The organism is Aeromonas sp. MaB10011B, from assembly GCF_017939325.1.
In the GTDB taxonomy this organism is placed as follows: domain Bacteria; phylum Pseudomonadota; class Gammaproteobacteria; order Enterobacterales; family Aeromonadaceae; genus Aeromonas; species Aeromonas caviae.
Genome location: NZ_JAGKRK010000019.1, coordinates 1 through 18984, shown reverse-complemented (window position 1 = coordinate 18984; position 18984 = coordinate 1). Strand labels below are relative to the sequence as shown.

The 18984-nt window shown below is 56.9% G+C and carries 19 protein-coding genes and 1 pseudogene; 12 read left to right on the top strand and 8 right to left on the bottom strand.

Annotation, left to right across the window (positions count from 1 at the left end):
• Window positions 1-8: 8 nt before the first annotated feature.
• The 3 genes from recD (at window position 9) to J9893_RS07525 (ending at window position 4201) form a co-directional block, all read left to right on the top strand.
• Window positions 9-2060, top strand: coding sequence for an exodeoxyribonuclease V subunit alpha (gene recD, locus J9893_RS07535; protein WP_143236972.1), 2052 nt, complete (start codon window positions 9-11; stop codon window positions 2058-2060).
• Window positions 2061-2096: 36 nt separating this feature from the next.
• Window positions 2097-3575, top strand: a complete 1479-nt coding sequence (dgt, locus tag J9893_RS07530; RefSeq protein WP_134997311.1) for a dGTPase — start codon at window positions 2097-2099, stop codon at window positions 3573-3575.
• Window positions 3576-3745: 170 nt separating this feature from the next.
• Entirely contained in the window at window positions 3746-4201 is a 456-nt protein-coding gene (locus J9893_RS07525) for a hypothetical protein (protein WP_134997310.1), read from the top strand.
• Between the two features lie 554 nt (window positions 4202-4755).
• On the opposite strand, the gene J9893_RS07520 is transcribed toward J9893_RS07525, so the two are convergent.
• Both J9893_RS07520 and glnK read right to left on the bottom strand, forming a co-directional pair.
• The gene (locus J9893_RS07520) at window positions 4756-5997 is read right to left on the bottom strand and encodes an ammonium transporter (RefSeq protein WP_042864817.1); all 1242 of its coding nucleotides are present in this window, start codon (window positions 5995-5997) and stop codon (window positions 4756-4758) included.
• A 25-nt stretch (window positions 5998-6022) separates the two neighbouring features.
• Window positions 6023-6361, bottom strand: coding sequence for a P-II family nitrogen regulator (gene glnK, locus J9893_RS07515; RefSeq protein ID WP_039040122.1), 339 nt, complete (start codon window positions 6359-6361; stop codon window positions 6023-6025).
• Between the two features lie 386 nt (window positions 6362-6747).
• Here glnK and J9893_RS07510 point away from each other — a divergent pair, with 386 nt between their 5' ends.
• Window positions 6748-7749, top strand: a complete 1002-nt coding sequence (locus J9893_RS07510) for a sensor domain-containing diguanylate cyclase (protein WP_048209682.1) — start codon at window positions 6748-6750, stop codon at window positions 7747-7749.
• A gap of 130 nt (window positions 7750-7879) precedes the next feature.
• On the top strand, window positions 7880-8293 hold the full coding sequence (locus J9893_RS07505; protein ID WP_010675902.1) for a hypothetical protein: 414 nt from the start codon (window positions 7880-7882) through the stop codon (window positions 8291-8293).
• Window positions 8294-8355: 62 nt separating this feature from the next.
• On the opposite strand, the gene J9893_RS21935 is transcribed toward J9893_RS07505, so the two are convergent.
• Both J9893_RS21935 and J9893_RS07495 read right to left on the bottom strand, forming a co-directional pair.
• Window positions 8356-10350 (bottom strand): methyl-accepting chemotaxis protein, encoded by a 1995-nt coding sequence (locus J9893_RS21935; protein ID WP_143236973.1) that lies wholly within the window; start codon window positions 10348-10350, stop codon window positions 8356-8358.
• A gap of 329 nt (window positions 10351-10679) precedes the next feature.
• The gene (locus J9893_RS07495) at window positions 10680-11051 is read right to left on the bottom strand and encodes a hypothetical protein (RefSeq protein ID WP_143236974.1); all 372 of its coding nucleotides are present in this window, start codon (window positions 11049-11051) and stop codon (window positions 10680-10682) included.
• 199 nt (window positions 11052-11250) lie between these two features.
• On the opposite strand from J9893_RS07495, the gene J9893_RS07490 reads away from it, so the two are divergent.
• On the top strand, window positions 11251-11973 hold the full coding sequence (locus J9893_RS07490; protein WP_069651538.1) for a response regulator: 723 nt from the start codon (window positions 11251-11253) through the stop codon (window positions 11971-11973).
• A 7-nt stretch (window positions 11974-11980) separates the two neighbouring features.
• Window positions 11981-13366 (top strand): ATP-binding protein, encoded by a 1386-nt coding sequence (locus J9893_RS07485; RefSeq protein ID WP_041214050.1) that lies wholly within the window; start codon window positions 11981-11983, stop codon window positions 13364-13366.
• 176 nt (window positions 13367-13542) lie between these two features.
• Here the strand turns inward: J9893_RS07485 and J9893_RS07480 are convergent, their stop codons facing one another.
• Both J9893_RS07480 and yjbD read right to left on the bottom strand, forming a co-directional pair.
• On the bottom strand, window positions 13543-13755 hold the full coding sequence (locus J9893_RS07480; protein WP_042078672.1) for a cold-shock protein: 213 nt from the start codon (window positions 13753-13755) through the stop codon (window positions 13543-13545).
• Window positions 13756-14147: 392 nt separating this feature from the next.
• A complete protein-coding gene (gene yjbD / locus J9893_RS07475) occupies window positions 14148-14432 on the bottom strand; it encodes a DUF3811 domain-containing protein (protein ID WP_039040119.1) in 285 nt (94 codons plus the stop codon).
• 296 nt (window positions 14433-14728) lie between these two features.
• On the opposite strand from yjbD, the gene J9893_RS21930 reads away from it, so the two are divergent.
• A complete protein-coding gene (locus J9893_RS21930; RefSeq protein WP_010675895.1) occupies window positions 14729-14851 on the top strand; it encodes a hypothetical protein in 123 nt (40 codons plus the stop codon).
• 46 nt (window positions 14852-14897) lie between these two features.
• On the opposite strand, the gene J9893_RS07470 is transcribed toward J9893_RS21930, so the two are convergent.
• On the bottom strand, window positions 14898-15668 hold the full coding sequence (locus tag J9893_RS07470; RefSeq protein WP_104452169.1) for a transporter substrate-binding domain-containing protein: 771 nt from the start codon (window positions 15666-15668) through the stop codon (window positions 14898-14900).
• Window positions 15669-16154: 486 nt separating this feature from the next.
• Here J9893_RS07470 and J9893_RS21925 point away from each other — a divergent pair.
• Together J9893_RS21925 and J9893_RS07465 are read left to right on the top strand one after the other, a co-directional pair.
• Window positions 16155-16277, top strand: a pseudogene (locus J9893_RS21925) (hypothetical protein); the annotation flags it as partial.
• Between the two features lie 84 nt (window positions 16278-16361).
• Complete coding sequence (locus J9893_RS07465; RefSeq protein ID WP_113725460.1) at window positions 16362-17108, top strand: DUF4113 domain-containing protein; 747 nt, start codon at window positions 16362-16364, stop codon at window positions 17106-17108.
• Between the two features lie 108 nt (window positions 17109-17216).
• On the opposite strand, the gene J9893_RS07460 is transcribed toward J9893_RS07465, so the two are convergent.
• Window positions 17217-17525, bottom strand: coding sequence for a helix-turn-helix transcriptional regulator (locus J9893_RS07460; RefSeq protein ID WP_047440196.1), 309 nt, complete (start codon window positions 17523-17525; stop codon window positions 17217-17219).
• A 98-nt stretch (window positions 17526-17623) separates the two neighbouring features.
• On the opposite strand from J9893_RS07460, the gene J9893_RS07455 reads away from it, so the two are divergent.
• Window positions 17624-18094, top strand: a complete 471-nt coding sequence (locus J9893_RS07455) for a hypothetical protein (RefSeq protein ID WP_017780886.1) — start codon at window positions 17624-17626, stop codon at window positions 18092-18094.
• Window positions 18095-18303: 209 nt separating this feature from the next.
• Window positions 18304-18495, top strand: coding sequence for a hypothetical protein (locus J9893_RS07450; RefSeq protein ID WP_017780887.1), 192 nt, complete (start codon window positions 18304-18306; stop codon window positions 18493-18495).
• Window positions 18496-18984 lie beyond the last annotated feature (489 nt).

Genomic DNA, 18984 nt, shown 5'->3' with positions numbered 1-18984 from the left:
GGGGCGAGATGAAGGGCGAAACCATGATAGAGCGGCTGAAAGCCTTGGCGCTGGCGGGGCGCATCCGCCAGCTTGACCTGCAATTTGCCAGGCTGGTGGCCGACCTGGGCGGCAGCCCCGAGCTGGTGCTGGGGGCCGCGCTCGCCTGCCATGAGCTGGGGCGCGGCCATGTCTGCCTGCCGCTGGCGATGCTCGCTCAGGGCGGTGACGGGCAGGGATCCTCGCGCCCCTTCGGGCTGGATCCGGATCAGAGCCGGGATCTGCTGGCGGATCTCGCGGATCCCGCGAGCTGGCCCGCCCTCTTTGCGGCCAGCCCCCTGGTGGGGAGCGAACAGGAGGAGGGAGAGACCCCCCGCTGGCCCCTGCGGCTCTGGGGGGATCGCCTCTACCTTACCCGCTACCACGACTTTGAGCTGGGGGTGGCCCGCCACCTTAGCGCCTTGAGTGAACGGGCCGAATGGCCGGAGATTGCCCCGGCCCTGTCACGCCTCTTTGCCCGCGACTACGGCCTGGTGTTCGGGGCCCTGCTCAAGGCCCGCCTCGCGCCGGATTTCTCCGTCCGCCACTTTGTGGAGAAGTACCTGGATCTGGTCTTCCCCCATGAGGTGGAGTGGCCCGCCGTGGAGACCCTGCTAAAGAGCGCCCAGGCAGCCAGCGAGCTGGAGCGGCTGGATACCCTGGTGCCCGAGGCGCTCTGCTGCAACGGCCAGAAGCTGGCGGCGGCCACGGCGGCGGCGCGCCCCTTTGCGGTCATCTCCGGCGGCCCCGGCACCGGCAAGACCACCACGGTGGCCAAGCTCCTCGCCATCCTGGTGGAGACCGGCCTGCAAGGGGGCAAGGCCCCGGCTATCCGGCTGGTGGCCCCCACCGGCAAGGCGGCGGCGCGTCTGACCGAGAGTATCGGCGCTGCCCTGCAGGCGCTGGACTTGCCCCCCGAGTGGGTGGAGGCCATCCCCACGGAGGCGGGCACCCTGCACCGGCTGCTCGGAGTGATCCCCGGGCGCAGCCAGTTCCGCCACCACAGAGGCAACCCGCTGCACCTCGACCTGCTGGTGGTGGACGAGGCCTCCATGGTGGACCTGCCCATGATGGCGCGCCTGCTGGATGCGCTGCCCCGCCACGCCCGCCTCATCCTGCTCGGCGACAAGGATCAGCTCGCCTCGGTGGAGGCGGGGGCCGTGCTCGGGGATATCTGCAGCTTTATCGAACAGGGCATCAGCCCCGCGCAGGCACACTGGCTCTCCCGCCAGACCGGCTATCGCCTGCAAGGCACGCCAGCGGGGGCCAGCGTGCGCGACAGCCTCTGTTTGCTCTCCAAGAGCTGGCGCTTTGACCAGCATTCGGGCATCGGCCAGTTGGCGCGGGCCTGCAACAGCGGCGACGGGGCGGCAGTGGAGGCGGTCTGGGGCGCAGGATTTGGCGACATCCGCCTGCACCCCTGGGCGGGGGAGGCTTACAACGCCTTGATCGCAGAGGGGGTGGCCGGTTATGGCAGCTACCTCAAGGCGGCCCGGGCCGGCGAGGATCCGGCGGCGGTGTTCAAGGCGTTCAACGGTTTCCAGATCCTCTGCGCCCTGCGGGACGGCCCCTTCGGGGTGACGGGGCTCAACGAGCGGCTCGAACTGGCCCTCGCCAAGGCGGGGCTGATCCAGCGTGACGGCGACTGGTATGCGGGCCGCCCGGTGATGGTGGTGCGCAACGACCATGGGGTGGGCCTCTACAACGGCGACATGGGGCTCTGCCTGCCCGATGACACCGGCCGCCTCAAGGTATGGTTCGAGCAGCCGGACGGCACCCTGCGGGCCCTGCTGCCCAGCCGGTTGCCCCCCCACGAGACCGTCTACGCCATGACCATCCACAAATCCCAGGGCTCGGAGTTTGCTCATACAGTGCTGGTGCTGCCCGACAGCCCCAGCCCGCTCCTGACCCGCGAGCTGGTCTACACCGGCATCACCCGCGCCAAGGCCCGCCTCGATCTCTATGGCGATCGCGCCCTGCTGGCACAGGCCGTGCGGAAAAAGACCGAGCGGTATTCGGGATTGGCACAGAGGTTGGATTAAATAGTTATTATTGATAAATAACATGGAGATTTTAATATGAAAGTATTATCAAAAATGAGGCTTAGACCATCTGAGAAAAAATATGATGACTTTCCCTCTATTTCATTAAGTGATCATGCTAGATATATTTACTCTGCATCATTTAGACGACTGCAGATGAAAGCTCAAGTATTTTCTTTGGAAAATAATGCAGCTGTAAGGAGCCGACTCACACATTCAATGGAAGTCGCTCATATAGGTGTATTCTTAGTACAAAAAATAGTCGAGTTGATAAGTGAGGAACTCAGCAAGGGAAAGGCTATAAATCCACATCTAAAATTTATATTAGATGAGGATGTTGCGATAAGAAAAACTGTTGAAACAGCATGTTTAATACATGATGTTGGTAATCCTCCCTTTGGTCATTTTGGAGAGTCCGCTATTTCAACATGGTTTGGAGAGAACAAGGCAATACTGGAGGGTAAAAAGAAAGTAAATTTATCTGAAAGTGATTATAACTATAATGATTTTATTCATTTTGATGGCAACCCACAAGGGCTGAGAATTATATCAAAGCTTCAGGGGACTGATGCATTTGGTTTAAACTTGACGACATCTCAACTGGCAGCATGCATAAAATATGTAGCCTCTAATGATACAGTTGGAAGTAACAAGTTACATCATAAAAAAATGGGGTATTTCTCAACGGAAGAGAAAGTTGTTAGCGCAATAAAGACTGATCTGGGGATATCTGGTAGGCATATATTGGCATACCTCATGGAAGCTGCAGATGACATATCCTACTGTATTAGTGATATTGAAGATGGATTTGAAAAGGGGATCGTCTCTTACGAACTATTCTTCAAATACATTAAGAAATCCATATATGATTTCTGTGAACGAGATCGTGATGTAGGGGCTGTCTATTCTGAATTGCCAAAGTTGAGGTCTCATATAGAGGATGCCGAATACATAATCAGCAAATATAATGAAAACTTTAATGACTGTACTGAAGAACTTGAATATAAGTTTCTACTATTCAAAACAACATTAACTAACTTGAGTGTGAAGCTAGTAGCTTTTGATTTCTTTGTTAAATTTGATGATTACTTGAATGGGAATGTAGATGCTCTAATTAGAGAGCACACATTGGTGTATGATTTACAGGAAATTCTAAAAGACTTTACCAGAAAGTATATATTTACCTCTGCTGAGGCAGAAAGAATGGAGTTAGGTGGGTACGCTATAATATATGGACTGCTTGATAAATTTTCTCCTTTACTTGAATTAAGTCGGGATGATTTTATCAAAATTGTGGAAAAAAAAGCCGGCAAAAAAATGGCTATTTGCACTCGCCTTTTTAACCTCTTATCTGATAAACATGTTCGTGCATATGTTCGCTCCTTGCATGAAGGTGTGTGCGATAAGGTTGAATTTAATTTAAGATGCCATTTGATTACTGATTATATAGCAGGGATGACAGACTCATTCTCTTTGGAGACCTATCAACTTTTGAACGGGATAAAGGTGGGCTAAACGTGGCAGTTAATAAAATAAACGTTAATCGACATCCCGCATCTATATACATAGAGCATCTTAGAAACTATTGTCAGCACTTCTCATCTGATTTAACTCTTCTATCAATGAAGACATATACATATATACCCTCATCCTTGTCTGATCCGCACAAGGAATTCAGAGTTGTTTTGTCTGAAGTCAACACGGATTGGTTAGATAATAAAATTAAATGCATGAGGCCATCAGAAGAGCTTGCTATAAATTCAAAAGTGTATTTTGATCATGATATATCACGTTACATACCTATGGTAGATTTGGGTATAAGTAAGTTTACGAGTGACATATTTGGTGTAATTAATGACTTTATGAGTCAATGGAATATGGATTTTTTTGTCTTTGATAGTGGCCGCTCTATGCATTTATATGGAAAGGAGCTTCTTGATAGTCATGATGTCTGGGTGAAATTTATGGGGAGTCTGCTTTTATTAAATCAACGAGGAGGTAGGAATATTATTGACACTCGTTGGGTTGGTCATCGTCTGCTTGGTGGGCAATCATCACTCAGGTGGTCAAATAATACCATGCAATACAAAAGGTATCCTGTATATATAGGTATGTTATCTGAACTTATCCATATTAAATGATATTGTAGATTGATTGTTTAACGTACCTCCCCCTGTTAAGGGGGAGGAAATTAAACATAAAATAGACCTTGGCAAAATCACAAGGCGTAATTAAAGTTCTTTTAATTCTGTTTTGTATATTGGGCTTCGCAGGCTCAGCGCCAACCTACCACTGTGTCGGTTGTGGTTGAGCGAAGCCCAACGTTTACCGCGAACTCTCTTTTTCCTGCTCCTTATCCCCGACCCTTCTCCCGCAAGCAAATACGCCGTCCGATTACGCTTCGCTAATCGAACCTACGTAGTTGCCACCTCGATTATTTGATTCGTCCAGCCAGGGGCGCTTGCTTGCTCCTCCCCCTGCCAAGGGGGAGGCGGGGAGGGGGTCATGGCTCCATCCATCAATCGGCACGGCACATCCCGACCCTCCCCTTGCAAAGGGGAGGGGCAAAGCAGAGGGTTCACCGGTTGCATGGCAGAGTGGCATCACTCGAACCGTCCTCCTGCCTTCAGGGGCGCCGAGCCGCCAAAAAAACGGGGCCCGGGGTGTCCCCCGGGCCCCACATCCGATGGCCGTGTCAGATGCTGGATTTGACGCTGACGAACTCGGGGTAGGCATCGATGCCGCACTCGTGGACATCCACACCCATCATCTCTTCCTCTTCGCTGACCCGCAGGCCCATGGTGGCCTTGAGCAGGCTCCAGACCACGAGGGAGACGACAAAGACCCAGCCGAAGATGGTGGCAGCACCCAGCAACTGGGCACCGAAGGTGGCGCTCGTGTTGGAGAAGGGCACCACCATCAGGCCGAACAGGCCGCAGACGCCGTGTACCGAGATGGCACCGACCGGATCATCGATCTTCAGGCGATCGAAGGCGACGATGGCGTAGACCACCAGGGCACCGGCCAGGGCGCCGATCAGGCTGGCGAACAGCGGGCTGGGGGAGGCCGGATCGGCGGTGATGGCGACCAGACCGCCGAGGGCGCCGTTGAGGATCATGGTGAGATCCGCCTTGCCCCAGGTGAGCTTGCTGACCAGCAGGGCGCCGACCACACCGGCGGCCGCGGCGGCGTTGGTGTTGACGAACACGGTGCCGATGGCGGTGGCGTCAGCGGCGCTGGAGAGCGCCAGTTGGGAGCCACCGTTGAAGCCGAACCAGCCCATCCAGAGGATCAGGGTGCCCAGGGTCGCGAGCGGCAGGTTGGAGCCGGGGATGGGGTAGATCTCCCCTTGCTTGCCATATTTGCCGCGACGGGGGCCGAGCAGCAGCACGGCGGCCAGGGCAGCGGCAGCGCCCGCCATGTGGACGATGCCGGAGCCTGCGAAGTCGGAGAAGCCCGCCTCTTTCAGGAAGCCGCCGCCCCAGCTCCAGTAGCCTTCCACGGGGTAGATGAAGCCGGTCATCACCACGCAGAACAGCAGGAAGGACCAGAGCTTCATCCGCTCTGCCACCGCACCTGAGATGATGGAGGTGGCGGTGGCGACGAACACCACCTGGAAGAAGAAGTCGGAGTGCAGGGAGTGGCCCGCGTCGTCCGCCTGGCTGCCCATCAGGCTGCCAAAGCTCGGCAGCCAGCCGCCGGCGCTGTTGTCCACGTACATGATGTTGTAGCCGACCAGCAGGAACATGATGCAGGCGATGGCATAGAGCAGGATGTTCTTGGTCAGGATCTCGGTGGTGTTCTTGGCGCGGACCAGGCCGGCTTCGAGCATGGCGAACCCGGCGGCCATCCACATGACCAGCACGCCGGAGATCAGCAGGTAGAAGGTGTCGAGTGCATAGCGCAGCTCACTGACGGATGTGATCAACTCTTCCATGTCGTATTCCTCAGTTCCAGTCGTATCAAAGGGCGTCTGCGTCGGTCTCGCCGGTGCGGATGCGCACGGCGGCCTGCAGGTCATAAACGAAGATCTTGCCGTCACCTATCTTGCCGGTGTGGGCAGCCTTGCTGATGGCTTCGATGATCTGCTCGACGTTGTCGGCCAGGGTGGCGATCTCCAGCTTTACCTTGGGCAGGAAATCCACCTGGTATTCGGCACCCCGGTACAGCTCGGTGTGCCCCTTCTGGCGGCCAAACCCCTTGACCTCGGAAACCGTCAGCCCCTCGACGCCGAGGCTGGCGATGGCTTCGCGCACGTCGTCGAGTTTGAACGGCTTGATGATGGCGGTGATTAATTTCATGCAATATCCCCAATCCTTGTGGTTCACCCAGATAAAGGCAAATATTGCGCCAGAAAAGTATTTTTCTTTTTATTCATGCACTTACTTATTAATCGCAACCCTGGTCAGCGAGGCTTGCCCAATATGGGCAGGGCTGCGCCAAAGGTGTGCACCGCCGTGGTGCAATCTGGCCGGCAGAAGAACGGAAGGGAGCGTGACGGCGCGCAAGACTCGAAAGTGTGCGGGCTGCTACTGTTGTTCAACAAGAGGGCAACCTGGCCGATAACCCGTCATGACGGGGTGTCGAGGCCAGTCGCCCCCTTGAAGGCTCGACCGGCAGGCCCGGTTTTCCCACCAGGTCAACAAGCGGAACCGTGGCGCCGAGTAGCAGAACAAGGAAGGTTTTCATGCTGCATGACAATGAGATGACAAGGCAACCGGCCCTCGACGAGGCCGTGATGAGCGGCATGCTGGAGGTCGTGAGCGACGGTCTCTGGGACTGGAATGCCAACACCGGCTATGTCCATCGCTATCCCGGCTGGTATCAGATGTTGGGGTATGAGCCCCACTCCCTCGACAACACTGTCTTTACCTGGGAGAACCTGATCCACCCGGACGATCTGGCGCAGGTCATGGAGAGCTTCGATGCCTGCCTGAGTGGGCGGGCGGCGGACTACCGGGCCGAATACCGCTGCCGTTGCCGTAACGGTGACTACCTCTGGGTGGCGGATTGCGGCCGCATCGTCGCACGCAACCCGGACGGCAGTGTCGCCAGGATGGTGGGGGCACACCGCAACATCCACGCCCAGCGGGAACTCTACGCCAGGCTGGAGCTGCAAAACCGCACCCTGGAGCAGCAGGTGGCACAGCGTACCGCCGAACTGGAGCGGCTCAACCAGGCATTGCAGTTCCAGGTGGAGGAAAACCGCCGCCTGGCGGAGACGGACTCCCTGACCGGCGCGGCCAGCCGCTATCGGCTGGAGCAGGCGGTGCGGCTGGAGCATGAGCGCGCCAAGCGCTTCAAGGAGCCCTTTGCCGTGATCGCCATGGATGTGGACGACTTCAAGCAGATCAACGATCGTCATGGCCACGGGGTGGGGGACCAGACCCTGATCGATATCGTGCAGCTGACCCGGGGCTGCATCCGCGAGATCGATCTGCTGGCCCGCTGGGGGGGGGACGAGTTCATGCTGGTGCTTCCCAATACCCGGTTGCCCGATGCCCGGGTGGTGGCCGAAAAGCTGAGGCAGCGCCTGAGCCATGCCAGGGTCAAGGGGATCGAGCCCGTGACCTTGAGTTTCGGGCTGGTGGAGTCCGACCCCGACGAGCAGGTGTCCCACCTGATGGCACGGGTCGACAGGGCGCTCTACCGGGCCAAGCTGGCGGGCAAGGACCAGCTCAGCGGCTGACAAGGGCACTGGTCGGAGCCGCTACGGGGCTTTTCCCCCCCGAATACGGCTTGACCAAGGGATTTTCTTGACTCCAATTCATCCCGCTGGTTTCATGCGCGCTCTTTTCATTCTTGCGAGATGTATCTTCATGAAAAAGTCCTTGCTGATTGCCCTGACCGCCCTGCCTCTGGTTGCCCACGCCGGCCTGATGGATTCCCTGACCGACACCGTGACCAGCAGCGTCACCAGCACCGCCAAAGAGATGGCTGGCAACGCCATGGACACCGCTTCCAACGAAGCGATCAAGAAGGCTCTGGACATCAAGGAAGGCGGCTCCAACAAGCAGGCCATCAAGGACAAGCTGGGCGCCCCGGCCAGCACCAAGACCGACGCCGGTCTGGAAGTGTGGACCTATGACCTGGACGCTCTGAACAAGGCCTCCCCGCTGCTGGCCGAGACCACCAAGTCCCTGCTGAAAGACTCCGAAGTGGCCCAGAAGAACGTGGTCATCAAGTTCGAAGGCGAGACCGTGAAGACCCTGAACCTGGCCAACAAGGCCTGAGTCCTGGCAAAGTGAATGAAAAAGGGGCCCGCGGGCCCCTTTTTGCTGCCTGGTATTCAGGCTCACACCTTGAAGCGGTGCACCAGGGCCAGCAACTGGCGGTTGGACCCCAGCAGGGTGGCGGCGCTCTGCTCCGTGTTGCCGCCGTTCTCCACCAGGAGGTTCAGCATGTCGCGAATGCTCACCATGTTGCGGTTGATCTCCTCGGTCACCCGGCTCTGCTCCTCGGCAGCGGTGGCGATCTGGCTGCTGAGATCGTGGATCTGCACCACGGCGTCGGCCATGGTGTCGAGGCCGCCGGTGACCTGCCCCGTGGTGTCGGCCGCCGCCTGGCAACTGCGCTTGGTCTGCTCCATGGCGACCACGGCCTCGGCGACCCCCTGGGTGAGCCGTGACAACATGCTGCCCACTTCGGCGGTGCTGTTCTGGGTGCGTGCCGCGAGGGCACGCACCTCGTCGGCCACCACCGCGAAGCCCCGGCCCTGTTCACCGGCCCGGGCCGCCTCGATGGCGGCGTTGAGCGCCAGCAGGTTGGTCTGGGCGGCGATGCCGCCGATCACCCCGAGCACGCTGCCGATCTGCTGGGCATCTTCCTGCATCTCCAGCACCTTGGCGGCGGCGAGATCCACCTCGTCGATGAGGGCCACCACGCTGGCGGAGGCCGATCCCACCACCTTGCGGGAGCTGGCCGCCTGACCGTTGGCGGCCTCGGTGAAGCTGGCGGAGTCGTTGGCGTGGCGGGCAACGCTGTCGGCGGTGGAGCTGAGTTCGTTGAGGGCGGTGACGACCTGATCGGTTTCGCTGGCGTGTTCTCCCAGGATCCGCCTGGCCTGCCCGGTCTGCTGATCGAGCTGGGCCAGCTCGCGGGTGATGAGGTCGGTAGCGGCGGTCACCTGCACCATCATTTGTTGCAGGAAGGCGATGAAGCGGTTGACCGACAGGGCGATGTTGTCCAGCTCGTCATGCCCCTTGACCTGGATGCGGGCGGTCAGATCGGCGTCGCCGGCGCTGAGGGCGTCGATGTTGAGTTTGAGAGTCTGCAGGCGGCTGCCAAGCTGGCTGATGGCCAGCACCATGAGCACGAACAGCAGCCCCGCCAGGGGGAGCTGGATGCTCGCCAGGGTGGCGAGCACATCCCGGCTGTCCTGGGTCAGGGTGCGGGTCGGCAGGGCGGTGGCCAGCAGCCAGGGGGTCCCTTCGATGGCCTCCATCAGCAGGGTCTGTTCTTCACCCTGATCCTGGAAGGTGGTTCGCAGCTGCCCCTTGCTCGCATCCTGGCCCAGCAAGCCGCTGATGGCGAGGGCGAAGGGATAGTCGGCGTGGGCGGAGAGGTTGCCGAGCACCACATCCCCGGTCAGACGGGCGTTGCGGCTCAGGATCTTGCCGTCAGCCTCGATGATCATCACCTGACCGCCGATCTCCTGCTCTTTCTTGGCCACCAGGTCGTTGAAGAAGCCCAGGGTGACGTCTATGGTCGACACCCCGTAGAGGGCGCCATCCTGGTAGATCCCCATGGCGCAGTTGGTTCTCGGCTGCTGGCTCGCGCCATCCTTGTAGGCGGCGGCCCAGGCACAGACGCCACGGGGCGCGTGCTGGCCAGCCTTGTGCCAGGGCTGATCGAAATAGTTGGGCGCCTCTGCCGAGTTCCAGTAGGTATTGGGAATGAGGGCGTTGGACGCATCCCTGTGGAAGAAGGTGCTGAACTTGGCGCGCCCCGCCTCCCGCTTGTCCGGCAGGGGCCAGATGCCGCCACCGAAGACCATGCCGTTGCCGTACTGGTCGATGAGGGCCGGGAGCTGGGCATCTATCTGCTCGCTCGGCAGTTGTGCCACCAGTTGGGTGATGCTGCGCGACTGGGTCTGCACCCCGTTGAGCTGGTCACGGATATCGGTCGCTATCTCGCCGACTCGCAGCGCCACGTTCTCCTCCCCCGCTTTTTGCAGGGCGGGGGTGATCCAGATCTGGATGCCGATCACCGTCAGGGCGCACACCAGCGCCATGAAGCCCAGAAAAACGGCGGTATAGCGCCCCTTGATTGTGCCCAGATTCCATCCCATAACGACTCCTGTCCACTGTGCCCGGGATCGTGCCCGCGTCTGTTGTGTGAGGGACCATTATGATTTATTTCGAAAGTGAAACGTTTGTTATCGCTCACATAACATGACGCGGGCAGGCAGGAAAAGGTGAAAAAACTGGGGGGTTAAGACAAAAAAGGGTGGCTTTCGCCACCCTGTCGTTTTCGCCGGTGTCGGGGCAGTGCCCCGTCGGATCACGGGTCTGCTTCGGCAAACCGCTTCATTACGTCGACTTACTGCTTTGCTTCTGCGAACTGCTTGATCATCTCGACTTACTGGTCTGCTTCGGCAAACGGCTTCATTACTTCGATTTACTGGTTTGCTTCTGCGAACTGCTTCATCACCTCGGCGTGCTTGATCATGCCGTCGGCACGCAGACCAAGGTTCTTCACGAACTCCGCCTTCTTGGCCGGATCTTCAATCTTGTCGTAGCGCTGTTGCAGATGGGCCTGGATCTGTTCCGGGGTCATGTTCTTCATGCGGGCCATCTTGTCGTGGCGGCCGCCATGATGCTTGCCGCCCATCATGCCGGTACCGTCCATGGGGCAACCGGTCGCCGTGGCCTGGGTCGGTTGCGCGGTGGAGACCGCCTCGCTGGCGGCATAGGCGCCCAGCGGCAGGCCGAGGATCAGGGTGGCGGTCAGCAGGGTCTTGGTCAGCAGGGTCTTGGTCAGCTTTTTCATGGGTAACTCCTGTCGGATGTGTACGGGTAGAGGCTCTTTCGCCTTGGTATCCAGTAAACACCGTGGAAGTGTCTGAAATTTGCCAGTAGAAGCCTATTTTGTAGCAGAGTGTGGCACAGGGGCGTGCTGGCACACTTTGACACAACCCGCCCGGTTGATTTTCGTATAATCGCCCCAGCCCGATAACGGAGAAATGATGATGAACCAAGGCAGCCCTCATATTCTGGTGGTCGATGACCACAGCGAGATCCGCGATCTGCTCAAGCGCTTTCTGGAGCAGCATGGCATGCGCGTCAGTTGCGCCCGCGATGGCAAGGAGATGAAGCGGCTGCTGGATGAGCGGGAGTTCGACCTGCTGGTGCTGGATCTGATGATGCCGGGGGAGGATGGCCTCACCCTGTGCCGCGAGCTCAGGGTCAAATCCCGTCTGCCGATCATCATGCTGACCGCCATGGGGGAGGAGACGGACCGCATCATCGGCCTGGAGATGGGGGCGGACGACTACCTCTCCAAGCCGTTCAACCCGCGGGAGCTGCTGGCCCGCATCAAGGCGGTGATGCGCCGCACCCAGGTGGAGAGCCTGCCCGTGCCGGAGACCTTGACCCGGGATCTGCGCTTCGATCGCTGGCTGCTCGACGTCAATCGCCGTGAGCTGGTGGACGAGGAGGGGGTGGGGATGAGCCTCTCCACCGCCGAGTTCGATCTGCTCAAGGTGTTTCTGGAGCGGCCCCAGCGGGTGCTGAGCCGGGATCAGTTGCTGGATCTGGCCCGTGGCCGGGAGGCGGTGGCCTTCGATCGCGCCATCGATACCCTGGTGAGCCGACTGCGGCGCAAGCTGGAGCGGGATCCCAAGAATCCCGAGCTCATCAAGACCATCTGGGGTGGCGGTTACCTGTTCGCCGCCGACGTGACCCAGGAGTGAGGCCGACATGATCAAGCGCGTCTTCGCCAGGCTGCTGCCCAAGGGGTTGACCGGCCAGATAGTGCTGGTGGCCCTGGCGGGGCTGGTGCTGATCCAGCTGCTCAGTATCCAGATCTACCGTTCGGACAGGGAGGAGGCCCTCGGTTACGTCAACAGCCGCAACGCCATGCAGCGGATCATCTCCGTGGTGCGCCTGCTCTCCCTCTCTCCTCCTTCCCTCTATCACGAGATCCTCAAGGCAAGCCGCAGCGAGACCCTGCTGCTGCGTCTGGCCGACGAGCCGTTGCAGCCGGACAACCGCAGCCCCCGCTTCGAGAAGCTGGTGCGGGCCAAGCTCGGCTATCCATCCTCCCTGGCGGTGGAGATCAGCGCCGAGCTGAAGCAGGACATCCAGCGCAGCCGGGCCTGGCAACACCACAACCGCATGATGAAGGATCGCAACGGCATGCCGCCGCCCCAGGACATGCGGCTCTACGGCTCCATCGAACTGCCCAACGGCGGCTGGCTCCAGTTCAGCTCCCTGGTGGACAAGGAGACGGCGAGCTGGTCCTGGCAGACCACCCTCAACCTGCTGCTGGTGGCGAGCCTGGTGATCGGCCTGATGATCTGGCTGTTCCGCCGGGCAACCCGTCCCCTCAAGCAACTGGCCGCCAACGCCGACAGGCTGGGGCGTGGTGAGGACATCGAACCCCTGCGGGAGGAGGGGCCCACCGAGATCCGCGAGTCCATCCAGGCCTTCAACCGGATGCACACCCGGCTCGATCGCTTCGTGCAGGACAGAACCCGGATGCTGGCCGCCATCTCCCACGACCTGCGCACCCCCATCACCAGCCTGCGGCTGCGCAGCGAGTTTCTGGCGGACGGGGAGGACAAGGAGCGTTTCCAGCAGACCCTGCAGCAGATGGAGCAGATGCTGGCGGCGACCCTGAGCTTTGCCCGGGAGGAGGGGCAGCAGGAGGCGACCCGGGAGCTGGATCTGGTCAGCCTGCTGGAGAGCCTGTGTGACGACTATGCCGACATGGGCCAGCCCGTCACCTGCCTGGCCGAGGGCAAGCAGGTTTACGCCTGCCGGGCCAATACCCTGCGCCGGGTACTGCAAAACCTCATCGGCAACGCCATCAAGTACGCAGGGGGTGCCGAGGTTTCGCTGGTGCGCGGTGACGGCGAGTTGCTGATCCTGGTTCGCGATCAGGGGCCGGGGATTGCGGAGAGCCAGCTGGAGGAGGTGTTCAAGCCCTTCGTGCGCCTGGATGAAGCCCGCAATACCGAGTCGGGCAGCGTGGGGTTGGGGCTCGCCATCGCCCGTACCCTGGTGCACCAGCACGGCGGTGAGCTCAGCCTTCACAATCGCGAGGAGGGGGGGCTGGAGGCGCGGATCAGCCTGCCCCTGTAAGGAACCTGACCAGGAAATGGGGCACCACCAGGGTGCCCTTTTTGCTGCCCGTGGCGAGAGGGAAGCAGGGCAACAGGTCGGCCACCCGGAAACGGGCAACAAAAAACCCGCCGAAGCGGGTTTTTTCAATTCTTGCTGAGGCGCTGCCGATAAACGGAAGGCGGCTCGGGCGTGAATTACAGGCCAGTAACGTTGGCAGCAGCCGGGCCTTTCTGGCCTTGCTCGATGGTGAACTCAACGCGCTGACCTTCTTCCAGGGTTTTGAAACCGTTGGACTGGATGGCGGAGAAGTGAACGAACACGTCTTTGCTGCCGTCAGCCGGGGAGATGAAACCGAAGCCTTTCTCGGCGTTGAAGAACTTTACGGTACCAGTCATTTTGTTGGACATGATAATTTCCTTGAATAGTGATTAGTGAAACGCCATTAGGGTGGCAATCCATGATTTTTCGTCAGAAATACGTATGGGGAGCACTAAAGAAGGAGAATTATCTGGCAAGAATTATCGGGGATAACTGCCTGCACAAATCACTGCTTTAAGATGACTGCCTAACATAATCAGGTCTGAACTACCGAACCATCGAAAACGATTAGAACACGCACACCCTGTCATGGCAATCTTTATCTTGGTATTCGTTTCAGTCAGTGATGGCTGGATAGGCGTTTTATCCGGGTGTGCATCAGCTGCCAGGCGCCTCCTGCTGCCCTTTTCAGGGGCATGACATGACGCTCTGCCAGCCCCCTTTTTTGCAGCAGCGTCATCTGCGAGCATTCATGCTGCCGTTACCGTCTGCCACGGTATTTGTTGCTGACGGAATCGGACCAGCTGAAGGTGTCGGGCAGCACTTGGGCGCTGGCTCGCTCCTTGGCTTTTTCCCGCGCCAGTGCGGAAGCAGCCTTGGCGGCCTGGGCGCGATCGGCGGCGATCTTCTGGCGTCCTGCCTCGCGGATCTTGTTGCGCTCCCCGTTGGTCAGGGTGTGATCGGCATTGGCCTGGGCCTTTTGCACCAGCAGGGCAATCTCGGCTTTCTCGGCCTCGGTCAGATCCTTCATTTCCAGCTTCTTCATGACGCGCTCCTGCGATCGTTGAATGCCCACCCTAACACACATCCATCGGAGACAGGCTGACCATCCGTCCCCGGATGCCAAAAGTGTCGCCAGGTCGTCATTTCCTGGGGGAGCACGCTACGGGAACGCCTGGCTGACAGGCGCTGCCGATAGGCTGGATCCCGGCGGAAGATTGGGAGTATGCTGAGGCCAGTGCGATCCCCGATCGTCACTGTTGGCGTACTGAAATCCACGATTCGGCTGACATGCTGGAACACCCGTTCCAACTGTCCAGGTAACCTTTTTGGAGTCTGATGATGAGCAACAAAGAACAGCATCACGGCAAAGATGCCAAGAAAAAACCGCAGATGTCACTGAAAGAGAAACGCGAAGCCAAACGGCAGAAAGCAGAGCTGAAAAACGGCAGCGCGATGAAGTAACGCTCCATCCACTGCGGCTCCCCGGAGCCGGTATCAAGCCAGTCCATCATGGGCTGGCTTTTTTGTCTCCGGCAGTAGAGGTGGTGCCATAGGCGGCAAAAATTCGCTCATAGCGCCCGTCCGCCTTCATCTTGGAGAGCTGTCTGTCGAACCATTGCCGGTGGCCCGCCTCGCGAAAGGCGAAGTGGTAGTGAGTCGGGGGGAAGAGGTCGTGCTGTCTGACCTTGTCCTTGGGATAGCGGTCGCCCTCCTGGTCATCCCCGAGCAACTGCGCCAGATAGTAGTAGAACACCCGTTGTTCCAGGATCACGGCATCGGTGCGCCCGAGCAGGAGCCGCTGTACCTGTCCCTCCTGCCTCGCCACCTCTTCATAACGGGGATTCTGGTCGACGATGTCGGAGAAGGTCGTTCCCAGGATCTGCCGTGCACGCTGGAAGGCACTGACTCGCAGGGTCTGCAAATCCTTCATGGTGTGGACTGCCGTCGGCGCCAGGGTAAAGACCCGGTTGTGGAAGGTGATCACCGGCTGTGAGAGGTAGGCACTTTCCAGCATGCCGGGTTTGACGTTGATGATGGCGTCCAGCTTACCTTCCTCCAGCATCCTGAAGGTGCGCTCCAGGGGAAGATAGACGACCTGCAGCTCATGGGGGCTGCCTGCGAAGGCCTCTCGCATGAGATCGAGTTCGATGCCCCTGTCTTCGTGGCTGATGACATAGGGAGGAATGGCAAAGCTGACTCCCACCCGCAGCGGCTCCGCAGCAAGGTGGCTGCCGAACATCAGCAGGGCGAGGCACAGCAGACGACTCAAGTAGTTCATGCAGGTTCCCGAAGGGAGAAATCGTCTCGATGATAGCCACAAGCCTGGACGAAGAGGACGTAAAGCGCGGGAAAGTGGCAGCAACATGGTCGTCGGGTGAGGTGAATGCGTCAGAAACAGGTAAAAAAAGGCCCTGATGAATCAGGGCCTGCCGCAGGGGATCAGAACGGTAATACATGTAAAAAATCGCTGCTGAGTGAGTGACTGAGTGAGTGGCAATGAATTTTTTACTATATATTTCAATGCATAACACCTTTTCTTACACTTCTGGTTGCTCACCTTAAAATGACACTTTTTAAAGATATGTAAGAAAAGGTATGAAAATGCGTGTTCATACCTGTTTATTCTTACACTTTTTGGTTGTCCTCACCAGAACCCTCACCACATGAGCCTTACCAGCTCAAAAGAGAGAACCACGCACCGAGTTGCTGAGTGACCTTCTCGCAAAGCTGTTCGCACCCGTCCCGGTAAACAGACGAAGCTTTTGCTGAGCTGAGTGAGAGTTGGGCGGGTGACCTAGTGGCATATGGACGCCAGATCCGGGAGCGGGTACAGCAGTGGACAGGGCTGACGGTCGGTGTTGGTATCGGCCCCACTAAAACCCTAGCCAAACTCGCCAACTATGCCGCAAAAAAATGGCCCGCCACCGGAGGGGTGGTCGATCTGCGCGATGAAACACGCCGCGCCAAACTGATGGCGATCACCCCGGTAGACGAGGTCTGGGGAATTGGTCGCAAACTCACCACCAAGCTGTCAGCTCAGGGCATCAACACCGTGGCTGATCTGGTAGCGGCTGATGCTAAGAGTCTTCGGCACCGTTACGGGGTCGTTGTCGAGCGCACGGTGCAGGAGCTGTGCGGGATCCCCTGCGCCGAGCTGGAGCAACTGGCACAGGCCAAGCAACAGATAATTTGCAGCCGATCCTTTGGGGAGCGCATCACCGCCTTCGGCCCCATGCGGGAGGCTCTCGCTGGCTACATGGAGCGGGCAGCTGAGAAACTCAGGACAGAGGGCATGTGCTGCCGCCATGTCACAGTATTCATTCGTTCGAGCCCGTTTGCGGAGCGGGAAACACATTATGCCAACCAGATCTCCATGCTGTTGCCGATACCCACAGCCGACACCCGTGAGTTGCTAGCCCAGATCGAGCCGCTGCTGAGCAGGATCTGGTTGGATGATGTTCGCTATATGAAGGGCGGCGTCATGCTGGCGGACTTCTCCCCGAAAGGCATGCAGCAAGGGGGTCTATTCGGCAGCGAACAGCAGGATCCCCGTAGCGATGCACTCATGCAGGTGATCGATAGGATTAACCAGGGGCGGTTGGGAAAGGTCTACTTTGCATCCCGAGGCCGAGATACCAGCGAATGGATGATGAAACGCGAACAACTCAGCCCCCGCTATACCACCAGTATCAAAGGGATCCCGGTGGTGAAGGCATGAGCACAACCATGAAAGTTAACCTCCTCTCCTAGCTACAAACCACTATCAATGCGTTGCAAACTTCTGGTGGTCAATCCGCAACATGAGCAGGTATCTTACTTAGCGGTATCACCGTTTATTTTCACGTAGCTTAAAGAGAAGATCTAACTTTTCATCCTCATCAAGTTGCTCAAATAGACAAACCAATTCCGCACTAAGATCATCTTCGCAAAAAAAATAACTCAGCGGCTTTCCCAGTACATTGGCAAGTTTTCGCATTGTATCAATGTCTGGAACGTGGCGACCTCTCTCATAGTGATTCATGCGACCACTAGCAGAACTATCATCCATACCGGCCCTTACCCCAAGCTCCTTTTGGGATATACCTGCTTTTTTACGCGCCTGCTTGAGTCTCTCTGGGAATGGGTTTTTGTACAATGTTTGTTCATCACAAAGTTCTCATATGTATAGATTGTCTAAGTTTCACCTGTCTCTGTATACTTAGCAATCCTAAGTGTTGTGGTTGTGGAAATTTTATGCAGAATAAAAATGTTTACAAAATCAGTAACAAGTTTTATCAAGTTTTACTCAAAATGACTGGTCTAAAAATAAGCAGGAAAGAGCTGATACGATTGGCTATGGAGGTCAATGACTTGGCTGTGTATCAGGCATCAGGCTTGGTTGACCGCCATGTATATAGCTTGAAAAAACAGGATGCAGTGAAAGCTAATGGGCCAAAAAATAATCGGCATTATATTTTTTCAGATGATCTTCTGGGCAGTTTACAAGCATCAATCAAAGGCGATAATTATGATCTAGCAAGTGAGTTGAGGTCTCTGGAAGAAGAGCTTCTGTTGACTCGTTATGAGTTACAAGCCTACCGCGAGATACTTGAAAAACTACCTCAAGAGAAGCAAAAAATTACTTGTTTGCATAAAAATGCATCAGAAAAAATCTACCGGTTGAATGGGAAAATTAGAGCGGTAAGTCAATTGGTGATGATGTAATTAAAAGGTATAAATGAAAGAGGCGTTTTATCGAAAAGAAGCATACCTGAGTCGGCCATAGCGCAAGAAGCGATGCCGCCAACGGAAGGCGGTGGCCAATAGATACTGTGTTCCTAGGCGGCTTATTGATTTGAACAAATTATGTGCATTTTGTGCTGAGCTACTAATGAAAATACCTGCTGTTACGGCTCAACGATAAGGATGACCCGATGCAGAATCTTGTATTGAGGAAAGCAACGCATGAAGATATGGACGACATACTGCGTTTGCAAATTCCCGTGTTCAAGGGAGAGCAGGGGATCCCTGACGAATTGATCCCTATTCCAGCTGAAAAATCGCCACAATGGTGGTGTGCAATTATGAACTCCACAATTGTTGGTGCCGTTGCAGCCTGGAAATAATGCGATGAAACTCATTGGGGGCGATTTGCAACAATGCAAAATTTCAGAGGGTATCAAATAGGTTCTAGCTTGGCTCGGTTTTCACTGCACGAACTTTTCGCACAATCTGTAGATGAAATCCATATGGATGCAAGAGATATCATCGTTAAGACCTTAAACCGAATGGGTGGCTTAGTTGTGGGAGACTCAATGCCATTTTATCGAGGGACGGTGACACCCATGATATTAACCAGAAGTGGTTTAATATTTAATAGATAAAATACTGACGATACATGTATATATTTGAAAACACTATCCATAACTATAAATTAGAGTTGACACATAGATAGCATCATTTATTACCATCCTCAATGGGTGTATGCTTTTTTTCATCTAACTGTGCAGAAAATCCAAATATTAATGATTTCAGCCCGAAATGGAAGGCCATTTCAGCAGAGGTTCTCGCCTGAATATTAAATGCCTCTTGTAATAATGGTGGTGCAGCGTCTA

Excerpts from the sequence above, each read along its gene's own strand:
- recD (WP_143236972.1), top strand. The coding sequence starts at position 9 with ATGAAGGGCGAAACCATGATAGAGCGGCTGAAAGCCTTGGCGCTGGCG.
- dgt (WP_134997311.1), top strand. The coding sequence starts at position 2,097 with ATGAAAGTATTATCAAAAATGAGGCTTAGACCATCTGAGAAAAAATAT.
- J9893_RS07520 (WP_042864817.1), bottom strand. The coding sequence starts at position 5,997 with ATGGAAGAGTTGATCACATCCGTCAGTGAGCTGCGCTATGCACTCGAC.
- glnK (WP_039040122.1), bottom strand. The coding sequence starts at position 6,361 with ATGAAATTAATCACCGCCATCATCAAGCCGTTCAAACTCGACGACGTG.
- J9893_RS07510 (WP_048209682.1), top strand. The coding sequence starts at position 6,748 with ATGCTGCATGACAATGAGATGACAAGGCAACCGGCCCTCGACGAGGCC.
- J9893_RS07505 (WP_010675902.1), top strand. The coding sequence starts at position 7,880 with ATGAAAAAGTCCTTGCTGATTGCCCTGACCGCCCTGCCTCTGGTTGCC.
- J9893_RS21935 (WP_143236973.1), bottom strand. The coding sequence starts at position 10,350 with ATGGGATGGAATCTGGGCACAATCAAGGGGCGCTATACCGCCGTTTTT.
- J9893_RS07495 (WP_143236974.1), bottom strand. The coding sequence starts at position 11,051 with ATGAAAAAGCTGACCAAGACCCTGCTGACCAAGACCCTGCTGACCGCC.
- J9893_RS07490 (WP_069651538.1), top strand. The coding sequence starts at position 11,251 with ATGAACCAAGGCAGCCCTCATATTCTGGTGGTCGATGACCACAGCGAG.
- J9893_RS07485 (WP_041214050.1), top strand. The coding sequence starts at position 11,981 with ATGATCAAGCGCGTCTTCGCCAGGCTGCTGCCCAAGGGGTTGACCGGC.
- J9893_RS07480 (WP_042078672.1), bottom strand. The coding sequence starts at position 13,755 with ATGTCCAACAAAATGACTGGTACCGTAAAGTTCTTCAACGCCGAGAAA.
- yjbD (WP_039040119.1), bottom strand. The coding sequence starts at position 14,432 with ATGAAGAAGCTGGAAATGAAGGATCTGACCGAGGCCGAGAAAGCCGAG.
- J9893_RS21930 (WP_010675895.1), top strand. The coding sequence starts at position 14,729 with ATGAGCAACAAAGAACAGCATCACGGCAAAGATGCCAAGAAAAAACCG.
- J9893_RS07470 (WP_104452169.1), bottom strand. The coding sequence starts at position 15,668 with ATGAACTACTTGAGTCGTCTGCTGTGCCTCGCCCTGCTGATGTTCGGC.
- J9893_RS07465 (WP_113725460.1), top strand. The coding sequence starts at position 16,362 with ATGGCGATCACCCCGGTAGACGAGGTCTGGGGAATTGGTCGCAAACTC.
- J9893_RS07455 (WP_017780886.1), top strand. The coding sequence starts at position 17,624 with ATGCAGAATAAAAATGTTTACAAAATCAGTAACAAGTTTTATCAAGTT.
- J9893_RS07450 (WP_017780887.1), top strand. The coding sequence starts at position 18,304 with ATGCAGAATCTTGTATTGAGGAAAGCAACGCATGAAGATATGGACGAC.